This window comes from Bradyrhizobium sp. in8p8 (assembly GCF_000426845.1).
GTDB classification, from domain to species: domain Bacteria; phylum Pseudomonadota; class Alphaproteobacteria; order Rhizobiales; family Xanthobacteraceae; genus Bradyrhizobium; species Bradyrhizobium japonicum_C.
In genome coordinates, this window is record NZ_AUGD01000006.1 from 1 (window position 1) to 20,361 (window position 20,361).

General features: G+C 63.5%; 18 protein-coding genes. 5 read left to right on the forward strand and 13 right to left on the reverse strand.

All coding sequences use genetic code 11. From position 1 onward, the window contains the following. The 11 genes from K408_RS0116635 to K408_RS0116685 all read right to left on the reverse strand — a co-directional run. Positions 1-436 (reverse strand): HoxN/HupN/NixA family nickel/cobalt transporter (locus K408_RS0116635; protein WP_028145907.1); only part of this gene is annotated, 436 nt, incomplete at its 3' end. A 357-nt stretch (positions 437-793) separates the two neighbouring features. After that, positions 794-1,795, reverse strand: a complete 1,002-nt coding sequence (locus K408_RS0116640) for a formate dehydrogenase subunit gamma (protein ID WP_024340006.1) — start codon at positions 1,793-1,795, stop codon at positions 794-796. A 39-nt stretch (positions 1,796-1,834) separates the two neighbouring features. Next, positions 1,835-2,431 (reverse strand): formate dehydrogenase FDH3 subunit beta, encoded by a 597-nt coding sequence (gene fdh3B, locus K408_RS0116645; RefSeq protein ID WP_024340005.1) that lies wholly within the window; start codon positions 2,429-2,431, stop codon positions 1,835-1,837. 13 nt (positions 2,432-2,444) lie between these two features. Beyond that, positions 2,445-5,387: a formate dehydrogenase subunit alpha gene (locus K408_RS0116650; RefSeq protein ID WP_024340004.1), complete on the reverse strand. Its 2,943-nt coding sequence runs from the start codon at positions 5,385-5,387 to the stop codon at positions 2,445-2,447. A gap of 13 nt (positions 5,388-5,400) precedes the next feature. Further along, positions 5,401-5,610 carry a twin-arginine translocation signal domain-containing protein gene (locus K408_RS0116655; protein ID WP_024340003.1) on the reverse strand — a complete coding sequence of 70 codons (210 nt, stop codon included), beginning with the start codon at positions 5,608-5,610 and terminating at the stop codon, positions 5,401-5,403. 29 nt (positions 5,611-5,639) lie between these two features. After that, positions 5,640-6,419 (reverse strand): molecular chaperone TorD family protein, encoded by a 780-nt coding sequence (locus K408_RS0116660; RefSeq protein WP_024340002.1) that lies wholly within the window; start codon positions 6,417-6,419, stop codon positions 5,640-5,642. Between the two features lie 134 nt (positions 6,420-6,553). Then, a complete protein-coding gene (locus tag K408_RS0116665; protein ID WP_024340001.1) occupies positions 6,554-7,162 on the reverse strand; it encodes a DUF3306 domain-containing protein in 609 nt (202 codons plus the stop codon). Next, positions 7,155-7,673 (reverse strand): DUF3305 domain-containing protein, encoded by a 519-nt coding sequence (locus tag K408_RS0116670; RefSeq protein ID WP_024340000.1) that lies wholly within the window; start codon positions 7,671-7,673, stop codon positions 7,155-7,157. Before K408_RS0116670 ends, K408_RS0116665 begins: the two co-directional genes overlap by 8 nt. Continuing rightward, on the reverse strand, positions 7,670-8,677 hold the full coding sequence (locus tag K408_RS0116675) for a DUF6352 family protein (protein ID WP_024339999.1): 1,008 nt from the start codon (positions 8,675-8,677) through the stop codon (positions 7,670-7,672). The genes K408_RS0116670 and K408_RS0116675 overlap by 4 nt, the downstream gene beginning before the upstream one ends. Then, complete coding sequence (locus K408_RS0116680; RefSeq protein ID WP_024339998.1) at positions 8,674-9,213, reverse strand: DUF6505 family protein; 540 nt, start codon at positions 9,211-9,213, stop codon at positions 8,674-8,676. Before K408_RS0116680 ends, K408_RS0116675 begins: the two co-directional genes overlap by 4 nt. Further along, on the reverse strand, positions 9,210-9,950 hold the full coding sequence (locus K408_RS0116685) for a biotin/lipoate--protein ligase family protein (RefSeq protein ID WP_024339997.1): 741 nt from the start codon (positions 9,948-9,950) through the stop codon (positions 9,210-9,212). Before K408_RS0116685 ends, K408_RS0116680 begins: the two co-directional genes overlap by 4 nt. Before the next feature lie 164 nt (positions 9,951-10,114). Here K408_RS0116685 and K408_RS0116690 point away from each other — a divergent pair, with 164 nt between their 5' ends. Then, positions 10,115-12,085 (forward strand): 4Fe-4S binding protein, encoded by a 1,971-nt coding sequence (locus K408_RS0116690; RefSeq protein WP_024339996.1) that lies wholly within the window; start codon positions 10,115-10,117, stop codon positions 12,083-12,085. A gap of 318 nt (positions 12,086-12,403) precedes the next feature. On the opposite strand, the gene K408_RS0116695 is transcribed toward K408_RS0116690, so the two are convergent. Further along, positions 12,404-13,687 (reverse strand): c-type cytochrome, encoded by a 1,284-nt coding sequence (locus K408_RS0116695; protein WP_024339995.1) that lies wholly within the window; start codon positions 13,685-13,687, stop codon positions 12,404-12,406. 535 nt (positions 13,688-14,222) lie between these two features. Between K408_RS0116695 and K408_RS43910 the strand changes: the two genes are divergently transcribed. Next, positions 14,223-14,345, forward strand: coding sequence for a hypothetical protein (locus K408_RS43910; RefSeq protein ID WP_283805277.1), 123 nt, complete (start codon positions 14,223-14,225; stop codon positions 14,343-14,345). 406 nt (positions 14,346-14,751) lie between these two features. After that, on the forward strand, positions 14,752-15,888 hold the full coding sequence (locus K408_RS0116705) for a GNAT family N-acetyltransferase (RefSeq protein ID WP_024339994.1): 1,137 nt from the start codon (positions 14,752-14,754) through the stop codon (positions 15,886-15,888). Positions 15,889-15,915: 27 nt separating this feature from the next. Here K408_RS0116705 and K408_RS0116710 read toward each other — a convergent pair whose 3' ends face one another. Further along, on the reverse strand, positions 15,916-17,127 hold the full coding sequence (locus K408_RS0116710) for an FAD-dependent oxidoreductase (protein ID WP_024339993.1): 1,212 nt from the start codon (positions 17,125-17,127) through the stop codon (positions 15,916-15,918). Between the two features lie 465 nt (positions 17,128-17,592). Here K408_RS0116710 and K408_RS0116720 point away from each other — a divergent pair, with 465 nt between their 5' ends. After that, entirely contained in the window at positions 17,593-18,939 is a 1,347-nt protein-coding gene (locus K408_RS0116720) for a lipopolysaccharide biosynthesis protein (protein ID WP_024339992.1), read from the forward strand. A 234-nt stretch (positions 18,940-19,173) separates the two neighbouring features. Beyond that, entirely contained in the window at positions 19,174-20,349 is a 1,176-nt protein-coding gene (locus tag K408_RS0116725) for a glycosyltransferase family 4 protein (protein ID WP_024339991.1), read from the forward strand. Positions 20,350-20,361: the final 12 nt, after the last annotated feature.

A 20,361-nucleotide genomic window follows, 5' to 3' on the forward strand; every position in this document is an offset into this window, starting at 1 on the left:
CGGCGAAGATGGCGAGATTGATGGCTGCGATTACGAGCAGGAACAGCGCCGACACCGATGTCCCGATCAGGCCCCCGATCTCCTTGAGCAGGCTGTCGCCGCCAAGGCTGACGACGCCGAATGCCAGCAGCATGGTCGCGACGACGACGACGGTGGAATGGCCGAGGGCGAAATAGAGGCCGACGCTGCGCGGCGTCTCACCCGCCTGCATCAGCTTGCGCACGACGTTGTCGATGGCGGCGATGTGATCGGCATCGACGGCGTGGCGAAGGCCGAACACCCAGGCCAGCAGCGCGGTCGCCATGATGGTCGGCCGGTCGCCGAACGCCGCGAGGGCCCAGGCCCATGCAGCGACGTTGGCGGCGATAAGCCCGCCAAGCAGCATCACCGGTCCGGGCTCAATCGCCCCCGAAGTCCGTCCCGTCGCTCGATCCATCCGCCCCGCTCCGCAGTATGACGTTTATCAAGAGGTCTCATACTGGCGAGAGCAAGAGATGGACCACTTTCGAGCTCACGGCTGAAGAGCCGACAGAACGAAAGTCAAATGGCTGCTTCACATGAAGAATCTGTGCTCAGCCGGTCGCGACGCTGGGGCGGAATGCGGCGCTTCCGTTGACAAGCGACTATCCACCTCGACGACCAAGTTGACGGTCGGCACTAGATTGCCAGCCGGAACGGCCGTTTCAATGGAACCCAGCGAACACACTTTCCGAGCAGGAGCTGCAGGACGGCTCCGTCCTGTTTGCAAAAGAGCCAGCTCGGTAGGTCGGAGCACCCGCGTTGCTGCTCCGACCTATTCGGCCGCCGCGGTTGCGGGTTGCGGCTGTCCGTCGTTCGGTCCGGTTCGCGCCTTCTGCTCGTCCAGCCAGAGGCTATGGTGCTCGCGAGCCCAGTTGACGTCGACCTCGCCCGAGCCCATGGCTTCAAAAGCACCTTCCATCCCGATGGTGCCGATATAGATATGCGCGATCATCGCGGCGACGAACAGGACCGCCACGATGGAGTGGACGATCTGGGCCATCTGCATGCCCTCGATCCCGGTGCCGTAGAACGGAAACATGAGCGCGTAGCCGCTTGCCGCGACGAGACCGCCGCCGATCACGACGATCCAGTAGATCATCTTCTGTCCGGCGTTGAAGCGGTAGGCCGGCGGATGGTCGTGCCCGATCAGGCCGCCGCCGCGCTTGGCCCACTCGACATCCACCTTGCTTGGGATATTACCGCCGATCCACATCAGGAAGATCAGGACGACGCCGAGGGTGAAGGGGAAGCTCAGATAATTGTGAGCGAACTTCGCCCATTGCGACCATTCCGAAAAGGCCTCGAAGCCGATCAGCGGTAGCAGCAACGGCCGGCCGAACGTGATGTTCAGCCCGGAAATGGCCAGCACGATGAAGCAGCTTGCCGTCAGCCAGTGCACGAACCGCTCAAACGCGTTGAAGCGCACGATGGTGCGACCTGACCGTCCGGCTTCGAGACGCACCATCCCGACGGTCAGATAGAAGATCACGATGGCGGCGATCATGCCGAGGATGGCAATGCCGCCGATCCATCGCAGCGTCACATCGCGGAATTCCCGCCATTCGCGTCCCTGCGGCTGCTCGAGAACACCGGAGCGCTGATCGGGAATGCTGACGCGTCCCTGGATCCGGTTAAGCTCCTGCAGAAGCTGCTGCTCCTTGACCGCGCTTGCGGTCGGGTTGACTTGCTGCGCACCCGCGGGCGCCGCCGTCACCAAGAGAAGCAGCGCCCAGGCTCCCACCGCCAGACGAATGAACCTTCCAAACGACGCCATCACGTCCTCCCCGGTATTGCGCGCCCGTCGGTTGCCACGTCAGGACTCGATCGTCTCGCGGTAGGCGGTCTTCCAGCCCCAAGCGCCCGAGCCGTAGCCGCGCTTCATGACGCGCTCCTTGTAGATCTGGGCGATGATCTCGCCGTCGCCCGCAAGCAAGGATTTGGTCGAACACATTTCAGCACACAGCGGCAGCTTGCCCTCGGCGAGCCGGTTCGCGCCGTATTTCTCGTATTCGGCCTTGCTGCCGTCGGCCTCCGGACCGCCAGCGCAATAGGTGCATTTGTCCATCTTGCCGCGCGATCCGAAGTTCCCAACCTTCGGATATTGCGGAGCACCGAACGGACAGGCATAGAAGCAATAGCCGCAGCCGATGCAAAGATCCTTTGAGTGCAGCACCACGGCATCCGCGGTGGTGTAGAAGCAGTTGACAGGGCACACCGCGGCGCAAGGCGCATCGGTGCAATGCATGCAGGCCATCGAGATCGAGCGCTCGCCCGGCTTGCCGTCGTTGATGGTGACGACGCGGCGCCGGTTGATGCCCCAGGGGACCTCATGCTCGTTCTTGCAGGCGGTGACGCAGGCGTTGCACTCGATGCAGCGATCAGCGTCGCAGAGAAATTTCATCCGAGCCATGTGCGTGCTCCTCTCAGGCTGCGACGATCTGACAAAGCGTGACCTTCGGCTCCTGCATGCCCGTCGCAGGATCGTAGCCGTAGCTCGTGATCGTGTTGGCGCTCTCGCCCAGCACGATCGGATCGGTGCCGGCGGGATAGTTCTTGCGCAGGTCGTTGCCGCCGAACCAGCCGCCGAAATGGAACGGCATCCAGGCGACGCCTTTGCCGACGCGTTCTGTCACCAGCGCCTTCATCCTGGCACGGGAACTGTTCTCGGCGCCGCTCACCCAGACCCAGCCGCCATCCTTGATGCCGCGATCGGCGGCATCGGCCGGGCTGATCTCGATGAACATGTCCTGCTGCAACTCGGCGAGCCACGGGTTCGTGCGCGTCTCCTCGCCGCCCCCCTCATACTCCACCAGGCGTCCCGAGGAGAGGATGAGCGGAAACTGCTTGGCGATGCCCTTCTCGATCGCCGCCTTCTGGACGGAGAAGCCGATGTTGGGCAGGCGGAACTGCTTGGCATCGGGCAGAGTCGGATACTTTTCCACCAGATCGACGCGCGGCGTATAGATCGGTTCGCGGTGCACCGGAATCGGATCGGGCAGACCGAACGCATTCATGCGGGCCTTGCCATTGCCGAAGGGCACGCAGCCGTGCTTCAGCGCAACCCGCTGGATCCCGCCTGAGAGATCGATCGCCCAGGACACCGCATCGGGATTGGCAGGATTGACCCTCTGGATGGTCGCCATCTCAGCCTCGGTGAGGTCCTTGTCCCAGCCGAGCTTCTTCAGGCTCGCTAGCGTGAACTCGGGGTAACCGTCTTCGATTTCCGAGCCCTTGGAAAACGACTTGTCGGCAAGCAGGCTGACTTTCCGCGTCGTGCCGTCCGGCAGCTTCTCCTCGCGTTCGATGCCGAACCGGGGACGGAACGCGCCGCCGCCATCCATCACATGCAGGTTGTTATTGTAGAGCAGCGGCGATCCCGGATGCTTCACCTCGGGCGAACCCCAACACGGCCACGGCAGGCCGTAATAGTCGCCGCCGACTTCCGGATCGTCCTTGGGCGCGCGCATGGTCACCAGATCGAACTTGTGCTGGTTCTTCATGTGCGCCTTGATGCGTTCCGGCGACTGGCCGCAATAGCCGGTCGACCAGCTTCCGCGGTTGATCTCGCGCAGCACGTCCTCGGCAACCGGAAGATTGTTCTCGACCTCGATGTTCTTGAACATCTTGTCGGCGAAGCCGAACTTCTTTGCCATGAGATAGATGATCTCGAGGTCGTCCTTCGATTCGAAGATCGGCTTGACGATCTGCTCGCCCCACTGCATCGAGCGATTGGAAGCGACGCGCGATCCCGTGCATTCGAACTGCGTGGCCACAGGCAGGATATACACGCCGTCCTTGCGTCCCGCCTCGACCGCCAGAGACGCCCAGGTGGTCGGGTGCGGATCGGCGATCACCAACAGCTCCAGCGCCTTCAGGCCCTTCAGCGACTCCGGAATGCGGGTGATGCTGTTGCTGGCGTGGCCCTGCACGAATACGGCCTTGACGTTGTCCTTCTGTGCGACATCTGCCTTCGGCAACAGCGCGGCATCGAACCACCGCGTCAGCGGGATGCCTGGCGTCTCCATCAGCTTCTTCTCGTCGAAGCGGGAGACGAGATAGTCGTAATCGACCTCCCAGACTCGAGACCAGTGCTTCCAGGCGCCTTCCGCAAGGCCGTAATAGAACGGCAACGTCACGATATCGAGGCCGACATCGGTTGCGCCCTGCACGTTGTCATGGCCGCGCAGGATGTTTGCGCCGGCGCCCGCCTTGCCGATGTTCCCCGTCATCAGCAGCGAGATGCAGCTTGCCCGCACGTTGGCGGTGCCCACCGTGTGCTGGGTCTGTCCCATGCACCAGATGATGGTCGCCGGCTTTTGCGTGGCGAACATCTTGGCGACGCGTTCGAGCTGGGCTGCGGGCACGCCGGTGACGCGTTCCACCTCCTGGGGATTCCACTTCTCGACTTCCTTGCGCAGATCGTCGAAGCCGTAGACGCGCTGGGCGATGAACTCCTTGTCCTCCCAGCCGTTCTTCAGGATGTGCCACATCATGCCGTAGAGCACCGGAATGTCCGTGCCGGGGCGAATACGGACATACTCGGTGGCGTGCGCCGCGGTGCGGGTCAGGCGCGGATCGAAGACGATGAAGTTCGCCTTGTTGAGCTCTTTGGATTCGAGCAGGTGCTGCATACTGACGGGATGCGCTTCCGCCGCGTTGCTGCCGATGAACAGCATCGTCTTGGAGTTGCGCATATCGTTGATGCTGTTCGTCATGGCACCGTAGCCCCACGTGTTGGCGACGCCGGTGACGGTGGTGGAGTGGCAGATTCGCGCCTGATGATCCGTGTTGTTGGTGCCCCAGAACGCACCGAGCTTGCGGAACAGATAGGCGCCCTCGTTGGTCATCTTGGCGGAGCCGAGCCAATAGACGGAATCGCTGCCCGACTTCTCTCGGACCTGGAGCAGCTTGTCGCCGATCTCGTTCACCGCCATGTCCCAGGACACGCGCGTCCACTGCCCGTTCACGAGCTTCATCGGATAGCGCAGGCGGCGATCGCTGTGCACGAGCTCGCGCACCGATGCGCCTTTGGCGCAGTGCGAGCCGCGGTTGATCGGCGAATCCCAGCTTGGCTCCTGCCCGATCCAGACCCCGTTGAGCACTTCCGCCGTGACGGTGCAGCCTACCGCACAGTGCGTGCAGATGCTCTTCTTGACGACAGCGCCAGCGGCAAGCGGGCCGGCAGCAGCCGCTTCAGCCTTCCGCACGCTGCCGACCGGCATGGCACCCAGCGCGGCGAGAGCACCGCCAGCCAGACCGGACCTGCGCAGGAATGTGCGGCGATCCAGTCCGCCGGCCTGGCCTGCGAGGGACTCGGCAACGGAGCCTCGGCGATCGGAACGCTGGTTTGTTCGCTTGATAAGCACGGCAGCCTCCCTCTCACGCCGGGTAACGATTGACGCGGTAGAACGTCTTCACGTGATCGGATTCCTTGTAGCGCGCCTTGCGCTTCTCATCGTTGTTCTCGCTATCCGCCTGGGCGGTCCCGACCAACGGGGTCGCAAGCGTCGCGCCGGCGCCGACCGTGCCGATCCCGACCTGGCGCAGGAAGTCGCGACGTCCGACCTTTGCTTTCGTCTCGTCACTCATGGCATCTCTCCCGGACCGACGCGCGTCGATCAATTGGCGAATGTGAATGCTTCCGTCTCGATCTCGATGAAGGTGCGACCGAGCGCGCCGACCGCACCGTAGAAGCGCGCATTCCCGGCGCTCTCCATGTCTGCGAATAGCCGTCCCATCCAGGGCGATACGTGTTTGTCGAAGAAGGCACGCTGCGCCTCGGGCGAAGCACCGAAGCGGCCGTCAGCAAGGCCCGACATGATCTCGCACAGGATCGCGACGTGATCCTCGGGCTCGGAATTGTTGGCAATCCGCTCGATGCCGAGCCTCGTCAGGTCTCCGCGCAGGCGGGATAATGGCCGTTCGTTCAGAAAGCCGGTGAGATAGTAGGAGGCATAGGGCAGCAATTCGCCGCGGCCGAGACCGACGAACAGGTCGAAATATTCCCGCTCCACCTTCGCGGCAACGGCGCTCGAGGCGGCGTCGGCCAGCGCTGCATGCGCACGGCCGAGCGGCGTCGCATCGCTGGTCAATGCCGCAAGCTGCTCCAGCAATCGCTTCGACGGCGGCGCTGAGAGCAACGTTGCCAGAAGCGAGTATTCCTGCGCGCGCGCAGCATCGACCGGATCGACGGGCTGCGCTGCGCCGGCTTGTTCGTTGTAGAGATCCGGCCGAAGATCGTTCCGGGAAACACCAGTGGCGGTTTCGACCGCAATCACCCGCTGTGCGGGCACGCGGGTCCAATTCGAGACAGAGGGCTGGCTGATGCCGATTTTGCGTGCAAGCTGAGCAATGCCGCCTGCGGCATCGATCGCGCGATCAAGCCCCTCATCCCGCACGTGGACCTCCCATCCGAGTCCCGTCTGCTTGATTATTGCCTTTTCTTATAAGGCACTCATGAAAGCGTAGTCCTGGCTCCGCGGACCGTCAACCGTCTGCCATAGCTTGAGCCTATAGCCTTTGGTCGCGCTGCTTAGCGCGGCAGTGCACCACCGTGCGTGCGGAGTCTGATGGGCTCGGCCGTCTCGTCCGAATGACCAACCGCCGGCGGTTGCACCGCAATAGAGATCTGCGGTTGCTCCGGCGGGGCCGAGGGCTCAACGCTATTGGAAATCATTGTCACATCGGCGCCATGCAAATCCGCTGAAACCGGCATTTCGATGGACGCATCGGGAAGAGATTGGACCGCTTCGCGCACTCCACCAACAATGCGATCGACCAGCGCGGCCAGCTCCTCCGACGAGCAATCCAGCGGGCCAAAGCCCGGCATCGCAGTGGGGTCGTTGAAGTCCCATGCATTCTCCGCAAGGCCGACGAAGTCGCGAATGGCAGGATCGGTCGCCCACGCGCGGCGAAGGGCCGCACGACTCAACTCCTGTGGAACCCTCTTGGCCAGAAACGCCGTGACGTCGGTCGCAGCATTGATGTCGTCGATCGAAGGCAGCGTCGAGAGATCGAACTCGGTCTCGCCGTCCTCGGCCTCGGACGGCGGCATGGATTGCGCTGCAGCAGGCTTCGTCGGCTCCGCCCGCGATTCGCGTTTGCGGCGGGACCAACGTGCAAGGAAGTCCTCCTCACTCATTCCTGTCGCCTTCTTGATCGCGCCGTGCCAACGCCTCCGGGTCGGCGCGGCGCCGCTTGCGCTTGACGAATTCCCGCTCCACATGGCGCTCGGCGACGAATCTTTCAATTGCTTCGCGCAGCGCCTCGGGCATCGGCACCGCCTCGACGAGATTGTCGGCGGCTTCGGTGAACCCCTCGCCCTCTGCGGGGTCGGCGGTCACCGCCGTCACGGCATAGGGCCAGGCGCCTTCCGCAGGCGACAGTACAGTCCAGATGCTCGGACTGCCGGAGACGAGATTGTCGCGATAGCGTGCCGTCTCGGACGGATAGAGATCGACGGTCGCACTGCCGGCATAAAACAGGGTCGAACCGTCCTGCTCGCGGAGCACGGTCCAGGGTTCTGTCGCCGGCTCGTCCGGAAGGACCGCGATGCCGCGCCAGACGAAATCGACCCAGGGCGAGGTAGATCTGCGCCGCTCGACCACGACACCGACGGCAATCGAGAGAGACGGCGACGCCGCGGAGCTCATGTCGCCATCTCCAGACGCTTCACCGGCAATCCTATCAACAGATTCTGCGGTTTCATCCGAAGCTTCTGATCGGGCGTCATCGACAGGATCAGGTAGACCGGTTCACCCCGGAGGTCGTCAAGCGCGCAGCTCGAATCGAGGAAGGTCAGCCGGAACAGCGCGAGCACACGATCAGTGTCGCGCTCGCCTGGTTCTTCGCCGTGCCACAGACGATCGCCAAGCCTGGTGGCATCCGCATCGAGCCCGACATACCAGGTGAACTTTGCCTCATGCAGCGCGCGCAGCGGCTCGATCACGACCTCGATGCCGAGCAGATGGGAGACCCAGCGCGTCATCGCCTGCGCCAGCGCCGCCGGTCCGCGGCCGCCGGCCGTCAGGTCGAGGGCCAGATCGAACTGGTCGCTGCGCTGCCAATAGGCCTCGGCATTCTCCTCGCTGAGCACGTCGACCACAACATCGGTGGTGGCGCCCAGCATCGACATCAGGGAGAGCACCGGGGTCGGGCTCCGGCCACCGACGATCTCCTCGTCGCCGAGCAACAAGGCGTGCTCGTGCGGCAGGATTCGCTGGGTCCGGAAGAACAATTCGGCCGCACGCAGCACGAACGGGTCATCGCAGCCATCGAGAGCGTTCCGCAGGATGACATGCGAGAGCTGGTTGACGAACAGCGGCGGCAGATCGTTCGTCCCTGATCGCACCGAGGCAAGATACGCGGCCTCGAGCGTCGGATGCCGCAGCAAAAGATCGCGAAACGCGAGTACGAACTGCCAGTTCTCCCGGGCATCCGCATCGACAATCCCGGCGATCTCGTCCTTACCGACCGCTTGTCGCGGGTGGGCGAGCAATTCGCGGTGCAGCCGGCGTTCGACCGGGCACGCGTCGTCCGGCGGCATCAGCTCGGGACGCGCAAAATAGGCCTTGAGGAATTCGTCGGTGACACGGAGCCCACCGCCCTCGTCGCGGTCGAGCAGATGATGGCCGCAGGCAATCCAGAAATCGTTCATCTGAGGATCGGCCCCCGCCCCAGTTCCGCGAGTTTGAGCTCGTGGTCAGGCTGGACATCGTCGTCCAACTCCATGAACGAGAACGCCTTGCTATGCCCCTGCCCTTCGCGCAGCTGCAGGCGACGGAATGACTCGCGGACCTCGCCGTCGCTCGATGTGCGGTGCACTGCAACAAGAGAGCTGATCGGATGGCTACACAGCGATTGTGCGAAAGCGACCTCCTCTTCGGCGGCCGTCTTCGCCGCCGACATGTCAGGCGCACCGAAGCGCTCGACCAGTTGCCGCGCAAGGAGATCGACCAGGCTGCGGTAGTCGTCTTCGGTCGCCGGAACGATCTGCGCCAGCGTCGACCAGCCCCAGGACTGCACCCCGAGGAAGCCGCCGCGAAACGCCGCGCGCGCCTTGCCTTCCAGCTTCGACCCGTCACAATCCCAAAAGCGGAAAGCACCGGAGACGGCCCATTCGCCCGGTTCTGCCGCCACTTCGAATACGAAGGTGTCGGAGGGATCGAGTGCGATCGTACGCAGGAGCTTCATGAGCGCGGTCCTCCGAGCGCCGCATCGAGCCAGGATGGCATCGCAAGCGCCTGCACGAGATCGCTCCGCTCGGTCTCGTCCGTACCGAGGCGGCGCGTGAGCAGATCGCCGCAATCATCAATGCGCTGAACTGTCTGCCTTTCACGCGGCATCCGAGCGAGATAGTCGCGCGCGACGCTGTCAAAGCCATCGACGCGCCAGCCGTCGAGCGCTAGCATCAAGTGGCGGGCAAAGCTCTCCGTGATCTGCGCCGCGCCAGCCTCGCCAAAGCCTTCCTGATCGAGTGCCGAGGCCAGCGGGTGAACGCCGGGTTCATCTTCGTTCATCGCAACAGTCCGGATCATGGCTGCGAATACCAGCCAGCGCGGCGGCGCATCCTCGTCAGCGGCAAAAGGCCACCCCATCCGTCCGCCGCCGACCAGTCCCCCGTCGATCCTGACCGCATCCGGCCAGTCGATCGTGATCGGCTTGCTCGGCGGCGCATAGGCGCGAAGCGCATCGGTCAGTGCGACCATGCCGGCGTAGAACGCGCGCCGCGCGCTGCGCAACGGCTCGAATGGCTCCAGCACCACGGCGAACTCTGCGAGGTCGAAACGACCTACATAGACGAGTGTTCCGGCGCCGCTCTCCGGCGCAATGCGGCATGCATGGGCGAAAGCGTCGCCACTCTCGCGCAGCCGCACCAATGTGAACGGCGGCGGCAGATGGACCGGTTCCGCCAGGGAAACATGACTCACTGGGGTCGACGGCAGGCCGTCCTCCGCTTTCCTTTTCTTCCCGATGGATAATGTCTATACGAGACGAAGGGTCGGCGCGAGTCCGTCGTCGGCATCCGAATGGCGGAGGGATTAACCTGGAGCAACCAGCGAAGACCGTCCTGATCTGCTCGTGCGAAGACACGATGCGTCTCGACGTGGCCGCAATGCGGCGCGGATGCCCCGGCAGCGAGGTCAAGAGCTTTCGCCATCTCTGTGGTGCCGAACTCGATCATTTCCGCAAGATTGCCGCGACAGACGGCGCGTTGACCGTCGCCTGCACGCAGCAGGCGGCGCAGTTTTCGGAAGAGGCCGGCGAACGGGCCGATGCGATCAGCTTCGTCAACATCCGCGAAACGGCCGGATGGTCGAAAGACGGCGCACGAGCAGGTGCGAAGATGGCCGCCCTGCTCGCATCCGCCTCCATCCCGTCCCCGGACTATCCGCTCGTCACCCTGTCGAGCGAGGGCGTGATCCTGATCTACGGGCGCGATGAGACCGCGATCGAGGCCGGCCGCCTGCTTGCCGACCATCTCGACGTCACGGTGATGCTGAAGCAGTTCGACGACACCGTGCGGCCGACTGCAACGGCCTTCCCCGTCGTCAAGGGCAGGATCCGCTCCGCGAAGGGACATTTCGGCGCCTTCGAGCTTGCGATCGACGACTATGCGCGTCCCCGGCCCTCCTCGCGCGAGCGCTTCGTGCTGGATCCGCCGCGAAGCGGAGTCACTTCGCGCTGCGACATCGTGCTCGACCTGTCCGGGGATATGCCGCTGTTTCCCGCTCACGACCTGCGCGACGGCTATCTGCGCGCCGACCCGGGGGATCCCGCCGCGATGCTGCGCGCCGTGCTGACCGCGCGCGATCTCGTCGGCAGCTTCGACAAGCCGAAATATGTTGACGTTGCACCGACGCTCTGCGCCCATTCGCGCTCGAAACGCACCGGCTGCCATCGCTGCCTCGATCTCTGCCCGACCGGGGCGATCACGCCCGTCGGCGATCATGTCGCAATCGATCCGAATATCTGCGCGGGCTGCGGCCAATGCGCGGCGGCCTGCCCGACCGGCGCGCTGTCCTACGCGCTGCCACCCGCCGATACGCAGCTTCAGAGACTTCGCGCCATGCTGCTCGCCTACCGCGAGGCCGGTGGCGCGGATGCAGTGCTGCTGTTTCACGACGGCCCGCACGGCACGCCTCTGATCGATGCCCTCGCACGGCATGGCGACGGCCTCCCGGCCAACGTGCTTCCCTTTGCCGTCAACGAGCTTACGCAGGTGGGACTGGAAGCGATTGTCGGTGCCTTCGCCTATGGCGTATCCGCTGTGCGCTTCCTGCTCCGTGCCAAGCCGCGCCACGACATCACCGGACTGTCACAGACGGTCGCAACGGCCGATGCGATCCTCGGCGGCCTCGGCTTTGAGGGCCGGCGCCTCGCCACCATCGAAACGGATGATCCCGATGTGCTCGGCGAGCATTTGGCTGATATCGAGATGCTCGCCGCCGTCGCGCTGCCGGCGGTTTTCAAGACTGTCGGCAAGCGGCGTGACCTCTTGCGATTTGGCCTGAGCGAACTGCATCGGCTGGCGCCGAAGCCGGTGGACGTGATTCCCCTTCCCCGGGGGGCGCCGGTCGGCGCAGTCACCATCGATGCCAACGGTTGCACACTGTGCCTGTCCTGCGTCTCCGCCTGCCCGACCGGCGCGCTACGCGAGGATCCCGAGCGGCCCGTGCTGAAGTTCATCGAGGATGCGTGCGTGCAATGCGGCCTGTGCCAGAGCACCTGTCCGGAGAAAGTCGTTGCCCTCAAGCCGCAGATTGACTTCCGCGCGTCCCGCGCGCCCGCCGTGATCCTTAAGGAGGAAGAACCGGCGCTCTGCGTCCGCTGCGGCACGCCATTCGGAGTGAAGAGCACAATCGAGCGGATCGCGGCCAAGCTCGAAGGCCGGCACTGGATGTATCCGGCTGGCGACAAGCGGCTCGAGGCGCTCAGGATGTGCGCCGACTGCCGCGTCATCGTCATGAGCGAACAGCAATTCGATCCGTTCAAGGGAGTTCCGGAACGAACGCCGCCGCGCACGACGGATGACTATCTACGTCAACGCAACGGCAAGGACTAGACAAGACGAACAGACATCGTCGCCGGGAGGCATCACCATGTCTCGTGTCAGCACAGCTCTGTCGAAGTCCGTGGTCTTCAGCGCTGTCGCCGGCTGAGTGGCCGAAGCTGCCGCTCCACCGCTGACAAAGGCACAGAAGTTGGCGGGTAACGGCGATCGTCGCTCGCAGAGCCGAGGCCACGGGCAAGAAGATGGCACGGCTGTCGACCTCTGCGTTGCCGAAGCCGCTCACCCAACCATCGATGTCATCCAAATCTTGAAGCAGCATCCGGAGATGCGGAGTCTTCATATAAAGAATTTGAACTCATATGAGGGCCGCTATCGCGACGTCGCGCGGCCCAGGAAGTCTGTGAGGGCGCGTCGGTCCTCGGGCGAGCCGATACGCTGTTCCGGCATCTTGGTGCCCGGCGTATAGGCGTTCGGTCCGATTTCGAACAGCCTTGCGACTGTCTCCGGCGTCCAGACGATGTCCATGGTCTTCAGCGCGTCGGAGAAGCGATAGCCTGGGAGTGAACCGATCCTGCGGCCATACAGTCCCGAAAGGGTCGGACCCGCCCGCTGCACCTCCTTGTCCGACAGCGTGTGACAGGCAACACACGCCCGAAAAACATCCGCACCGTGGTCGCCCGCGTAAGCGGCAAGCGGATCGGATCCCACCGGAGTCGAACCGACGGGAGTACCGGTCCGCGCATCCCAACGCCTGATCCTGCCGTCCGCACCTCCCGTGAGCAGCGTCTCGCTATCCGGGAGAAACGCAACGGACCACACCGGCAACCCGGGCCCAACCGGCGTGCGGAGCAGGTTGCGCGACTTGCGATCGACGATCGCCACCGTGCCATTGACACCGGCCGCTGCGATCAGCATGCCGTCCGCCGACACCGTCAAGGCCACCACCGGCGCGGGACCGGCCGCGACCTCGCCGCCGACCTTGCCATCCTTCGTCAGCATGCGCAGCTTGCCGTCGACCGCACCTGTGACGATCTCACCATCCGGCGCCACGGCAACGGCGTTCAGCGGCGCCGACAGCGTCACGGTGTCGGGCTGGCCGTCCGGCAAACGCCAGATGCGCAGAGCAAGATCGTAGCCGACGCTGACCAGTCTGCCGTCCGGCAGGAAAGCGACGCCGTTCACGTTCTGCGTATGCCCTTCGAGCACGCGCGACGTGCCGTCCGCCAGCGACCAGAGCCGCACCGTTCGGTCCCATGACCCCGATGCGAGAAGCGCCCCATCGGGCGACACGGCAAGCGCCATAATCGGAGCGAGATGTCCCTCCAGCACCCGGTCCGGCTCCGGCCGGCCCGGAGTCCATACCGCAATTCGCGCATCGGCCCCGGCCGTGATCATGCGACCGTCCTTCAGAAAGGCGACCGCGTTGATGCCGTCCGCATGGTACCGCAGCACTTGCCGTGCGGTCTCCGTCTCGAGCGACCAGCGAATGGCCGCCGTGTCGAAACTGCCGGAGAGAAGGCTGTTGCCATCCGGAGAAACGGCTAGAGCGCGTATGGGGCCGCCATGCCCGACCAGGTCGGCTTGCACGGATGATGCAGCAAAGATGATCAACAGCGCTACGGCCACCCTTGTACACAACGGTGATCTGTTCATTTCACACCCGGCCATGCCTGACGATCGCATCATCAAGATTGCCAGAACAGACGGCAGAACTGAATATACGAGGCCGCGTCTACTTGGCCGGTGCCGTCGTCGTTTTGGACGACCCCTGAGGAGCTGCCTGCATTCCGGGCGGACTCTGGCCCTGGGGACTTCCGGCCGGCGCACCACCCGCGCCGGTATTGATAGGCCCGGTCCAGCCTTGCGGCTGTGCCTGGCCCTTCTCTTCAGGAGGGGGTTGCGTCGCCGACGAGTTGGTTTGAGCCGGCTGGGCCGAGGCGCTTTCAATCGAGAAGGCGCTTTCAATCGAACAGAGTGCTGCGAAGCACAAGATCGCTTTCGGAAATTTCACGCAGGGTCCTCCGATGCGCTCACTAGGCCTGCAAGAAACTTTCAGACCGTCCTTCCGTTCCGAACCGTGCAGCGCAACAGCCCGATGGGTCCCGATGCCCGCGAGCGATCGACGAGCTTGCTCGCGACAAGCTGTGTCGTATACATGGCTTGATGGTCCAATCGAGGGAGGCTGAGGATGAAGGCTTTCGTACTTGGCTGCGTTGCTGCCCTGGTGATCGCCGTTGCAGGAATGGTGATCCTGAACCGCGTTCAGGAGCCGGTCGCCCAAGCGTTCACGACGAGCGCGGTACGGCTCTGACAAGAGCCCACCCGCGGCTCGGTCCGCTCGCCTTGACGACTGGAGCCAGGCGAGCGAGCTCATCCTCGACGAGACGCTGAAGCTTTTCAGCGCCCGAACCGTCCGACTTAGCTTTTCCAGCGCTAGCGCCTCAGAATTGCATACCGCGCGTCAGGGCACCGTGGACAATGAGATTCGTTCCGATGATGAAGCTGCGGCGCGACTTGCGACAAGTACCACGCGTTCGCCATCTCCTGCGGAGCGATGCCATGCGTCTCCGGGATTTAGGAGTTTGGTAACGATACGAGCATGGTTGAACGCATTAATGCAAATCGCACGCTTCCGGTGCCTGACCCGTAACAACCTTGCTATATGCCAGCTGCGGCTTATCGCCGCTCGCGAATGACCCGGATTTCCCTGATTGCTCATGAACAAGCCTGGCAACACGTTCGACATCGTCATCGAGCAGTCTTTCGACTTTCTATCTCCGGAATATGCAGAGCTGTTTGATCGCTCGGCTGCTACGGCCTTCCAGCACCCGATCTGGCTGCATTGCCTCTACACCAGGCTCGCGCCGGAAGCGGGTGCAACGCCTCTGGTCGTCGTGGTCCGCCACCGCGCGACGGGGGCCCTTGCGATGGTGCTGCCCCTGCTCAGAATCCGGCGCGGTCCAATACGAACGGTCGAGTTCGCCGACCTCCGCGTTTCCGACTATCTGGTACCGGTCTGCAGCCCGGACGTGTTTTCACAACTGCTCGACGATGCAACCGCAAGCTCGCAAATCCGGCGGCTTGTGCGCCCCTTCGATCTGCTCCGACTGACCAAGTTGCCTGACGGACGGCTTCCGATCGAAAAACTCCTCGCTGCGTCCCGCCGTGTGTCGATGGACACGAATTCCTACGCGACGATTCTCATGGCACCGTTCGAGCAATGGCGGGCCAGTGCGATGGACCGCTCCTACCAGAAGGAGCTCGCAAAGAAGTATCGTCAGCTCCAGAAGAAGGGCTCGCTGAGCTTCTCATGCTGCGGCGACAGCGCCTCCGTCCTCGAGGCACTGGACGTGATGCGCAAGTTTCGCGGCCCGCGCTTTCACGCACAGGGCGACGGGGACCTGCTCCAGCGCCCTGAATACTACGGCTTCTATTCCGACGTAGCGCTTCGCGGCCTTGGCTCCTTCGTCCGCCTCTACGCCATGAAGATGGACGGCGAAGTGATTGCCGCCGTGCTCGGGCTGTGTCATCGGGGCAGCTTCCTCATCATCATGAGCGCATTCGACATTGCTGGGTACAAGAGCCAGTCTCTCGGCGCGCTGATGTTCGAGCAGGTGGCGCGTGATTGTATCGAGCGCGGAGATCGGATGCTCGATTTCACCATCGGCGACGAGCCATACAAGAAATTGTTCGGCGGGCAGCCTTCGCCGGTGTGGGCTGTCACGAAAGCCGGCAGTCCCGTGGGCGCGGTCGCCCTCTTCGCCCTGAAGCAGGCTCCCTGGCTCAAGTTGGCGGTCAAGCGGCTTTCGGACCTGAGGCTCCAGCCCGCTCGTACCCCAGCTCCTACGCGTTGATCGACGGCACACGACCAAGTGCAAAGCTCAGGCGCGCAATGCGCCGCGGATACGCCCAATCCAACCGGGGTGCATTTGATCGACGCGGTGTGTCAGACTTCGCCGCAGGAAGTGCAACCGTCGCCGCACGTCCCAGCCGACACCATTGCGGGATGTCAGGGCTTGACGGAAGCGCGCCATCTTCAGCGACTGCTGGTCCGCTGCAATCTTCTCGCGATCGGAATAGAACTGCGAGATCTTCTCACGGCCCATGCCCGCGCTCATGAGCCATTGCGGCGCGTATTCGGTGCAGAGCCGGTCGACATCCACCAGCAGGCGGGCGACGCCCGTGCCGGCGGCGGGACAGTTGGTCTGGAACGCATCGCCGATGAGCACGACGCCGGGCAGCAGATGCCCTTCTACGACGGTCAGGTCCATCACCCAATTCTGGACCCTGTCGGTCACGCGGAAATCGCCGAGGTAGGAGCGCAATCCCGGCAGCAGGCGCAAGATTGTCGCTTCCGGTTCCCGGCGCAGTTCGCGCATGATTGGGTGGGTCGGATCGCGGAACATGAAGAGATTGGCCCGCATGCCGTCACGGACGGGAAACAAGCTCAGATAGTCGATGCCGTCCGCCGTACGTTCGCCATAGCAGGTGAGCGCTTCGAAATCGAACGGGATGCCGTCCCGGCGAGCGATCGTGAAGCCGAACGACACCGAGTGGCGCTCGGCCAGCACACGGCGCCTGATGCCGAGCTTGTAACCCAGGACTCCCGCCATGCCGGTGGCCAGAACGACGAGGCGCGCAGTCAAGCGCCGGCCGGAGGCCAGTTCGACATGCTGAACATCGTCGCCGTTGCTGATCGCTATGACCTCGTCGACGATCAGATTGGAGCAATCGGGGATCTGGCTACGCGCCGTGGCCACGAGGCTGGCATAGGAAAATCCATACGCCTGACCGACACTGACATCGACCACCTTGCCTTCGCGGATATTCAGCACCCGGTCATATCGGCAAGCGACATGCTCGAGCGCATCGATAAAGCCGAGCTTGCGAATCAAATCCAGTTGATGGCCGCCGATCTTCTCGACCCGGAACTCGTCCGGATAGACCGCGCGCTTGTCGACGAGAGCGACGCGATGCCCTGCCCGCGCCAACACGGCCGCCGCAAGCGATCCCGCAAGGCCGCCGCCGACGATCACGATCTCCGCGTTCTCGCCGCCATCGGCTGGCTCGGTTACGGGTCTATCCGTCGTCATGGCTGAGGCTCCCAAGGTTAACGGCCATTCCAGTGCAATTCTCTCGCCCGATGCCGCATCGCAGGGCCAAGTCCGGTCAATTCCGGAGATCGAGGTTAATGACTGGAAGTGCCAAATCTCGCGGCCGCCGTGCCGGCACGCGCCTTGCTCGGAATGCCCTGCAAGTCTCGCCTTCTGACAGCTTGGCGACATCCCAGCGGCCAACCCGTCCTTGACCGGCTGATCTCGCCTTGTTCGCTCGCGGATGGCGACGCCAAGCCGTCAATCGATTGAGCTGGACCTTGCACGATCTGGGACAATGAGGACGGCGATGTTCCAGACTGAAGCAGCCGGCGCCACCGCGACATCGTCGCCGCGGGCGAGTTCCTGCAAGTCGTCCATTAACACTCGCGGTTCTTCGACATGCTAGATTGTCGGCACTATCGGAACATGTCTCTCCGAGGGAGCGCTGCCCCTTAACCTTCCATGATCGAATCCATCCTCCAGTTCATGCGGCGCGACGTCACGCGCGGTGTTGTCGGAACCATCCTCCTCAAGGTTGGCAGCGGCGTGCTCGCGTTTGCATTATTCTCGCTCGCGGCACGAACGATGTCGCCCGATGGGTTCGGTATCTTCGCGACCTGGCTTTCGGTCGCCCAGATCGCAGCCGTCATGGGACTGGTCGGCCAGGAATCGCTGCTGGTCAGATTCCTGAACGAGTATCAGGTCGGCGGCCGGCCAGATCTTACCAAAGGCGTCCTGCTGTCGAGCTTCAAGATCACTTCAGCCGCAATGCTGATCGTGATCACCGGGATCGCCGTCGTCGCGGGCGCGCGAGGCGATGGGTGGCTGCTGATCATTGCAGTGTCGGCCTACACGGCCGTCAATGCCGGCGTAATGCTCGGGAGCCAGATCGCACGCTCGCTCGTCAGCATCCTCATGGGGGAAGGCAATCGCGAGTTCTTCTGGCGAGCCATCGTGGTGCTGTTTCTACTGGTCATGCTGCTCGGCCATCGGCAACTCGATCCCACTGAATTGTTCGCGGTGATGACAGTGGCCATGTCGGTAGGCCTGCTTGCGCAGATCGTTTCGATCGCGCGAGTGTTGCCGGACTTGCGCAACACGCCGGCGCGATCCGAAACGCCCCGCTGGCGATCGAGCGCCCTTCACTTCTGGCTGGCATCGATCCTCGAAGCGGCGAACCAGTATTTCGACGTCATTCTGGTCTACTGGATGCTGGATCCGGCGACGGCCGGTGTCTACTTTGCGGCCTCGCGACTGGCCAACATCTTCGCCATGCTGTCCGCAGCGCTTTACACGTTCGGCGCGCGTCGACTTCCTTCACTGTATTTCAGCAAGAACCATCGGGAGTTCGAGCGAACCTTGCGATTGATGGCGGAAGTGACAGCGCTTTGCGTTGTCGCCGGCCTCGCCATCATCTGGATTGGCGGCCCCTATCTCCTCAACCTGTTCGGACCGCACTTCACCGCACAGCATGCGGTCTTGATCGTGCTCGCGATCGGAACCGCCATCCAGGCAGCAGGCGGCCCCGCCGCTGCGATCCTGCAACTGACCGGCCATGAACGAATCTATGTTCCGGTCGTCGCCGTCAACGTCGCGTTGCGGCTCGCAGGATTCCTCGTCCTCATCCCCTGGCTCGGCGTGCTTGGCGCAGCGATTTCGGCGACCGTGTCGCTCTCGCTTGCAACCATTGCCCTGAACGTCCTCTGCCGCCGCCGGTCCGGAGTGGATCCTTCAATTCTCGTGCTCCTGCGCTTCTCTGGATGGAGGCGCGGCAACTATGCTGTCCGCGGCGCGGAGACGCGTGATTAGCTGCCATTGCGCGGCCGCTCGGTCCCCAATCACGCTTCGGCAGCGCGCAAGACAGGTTGGTTAACGTGCTCGCCGCATATGGGCCTGCAACCAGCGGAGTTGCGGCGCGAACGATGTTGTGACCACAGCCTGGCATTAACTCCGTTTGCCGCTAGTCGGTGTCCATGCGGCGCCTGCATGGTAGGTACGGAGTTAAGAAGGTGAAGATTTCGTTTCTTTGGCGGGTCAGGATCCGTGCTCCACTATCAACCGAAAAGGGAACCGGGCGAAGCGAGCGCAACGGCACTCGCCCGGAATGACGGAGACGGGCCGAAGTTGCACGTGCTTCTCGCGCAGACCCAGGCAGAGAACGCCGGTGCGCAGGAGATATCCCGGCTTCTCGGCGCCGGCCTAACCGCTCGCGGCTATCGGGTCACCAATCTGTTCTTCTTTCGCAAATCAGATTCGTTCGATGAGCCGCCCGATACACTGTATTGCGCGCCGCGCCGGCCGGGCAATCCGGTGGCATTGCTGCGGATGCTGTGGACGCTCAGGCACCATCTCAGGACCACCCGGCCCGACGCCGTCCTGACGTTCCAGCATTTCGGCAACGTCATCGGCGGCAGTGTGACGCGCCTCGTCAGCCGCGCGCCTGTCGTCGCAAATCAGGTCTCGTCCGCGCTGTCGATGAGCTGGCCCGTCCGTACCGCCGATATCGTGATGGGCAGCCTCGGCTTCTTTGACCGCATCACGCTCAATTCGAAGGACATGGAACGCGAGTACTCGCGCTATCCCGCGGCCTACCGGTCACGCATGGTGCATGTGCCGCATGGCTTCGACGACAAGGCCCTCACGCTGTCGAAGGAGGTTGCTCGACAAGAGTTCAACCTGCCGCAGGATTGCATCTTGCTGGGCTGCGCAGCACGGCTGCATCCGCACAAGCGGCTCGATATGGCGATACGTCTGCTGCCTGAGCAACCGTCCTGGCACCTTGCGCTCGCCGGCCAGGGCGCCGACGAGGCGCGGCTGAGGCAGCTTGCGCGTGACATGAAAGTATCAGACCGACTGCATCTGCTCGGGGAAATCCCTCCCGGCCGGATGGCGGACTTCCTCGCCTGTCTGGACGTCTTCGTATTTCCGACGCAGGCAGAAACCTTCGGTCTGGCCGCGGTCGAGGCTGCGAATGCCGGTGTTCCCTCCGTCGTGACTGATCTCCCCGTCCTGCGCGAAGTGTTGTGTTACGAAGGACGACCGACTGCGCTCTTCGTCGATGCCTCCGACCATGCACAGCTCTCCGCGGCCGTCTCCAGGCTGCTGACGGACAAGCAACTGAGCGTCGAGCTGCGACAAAACGCCAAAGGCCTGCGATTGCGCTATTCGGTAGATGCTATGGTGGAGGAATACGTTCGCATTCTCGAGCAGGTCACTTGACCTGAATAGGGT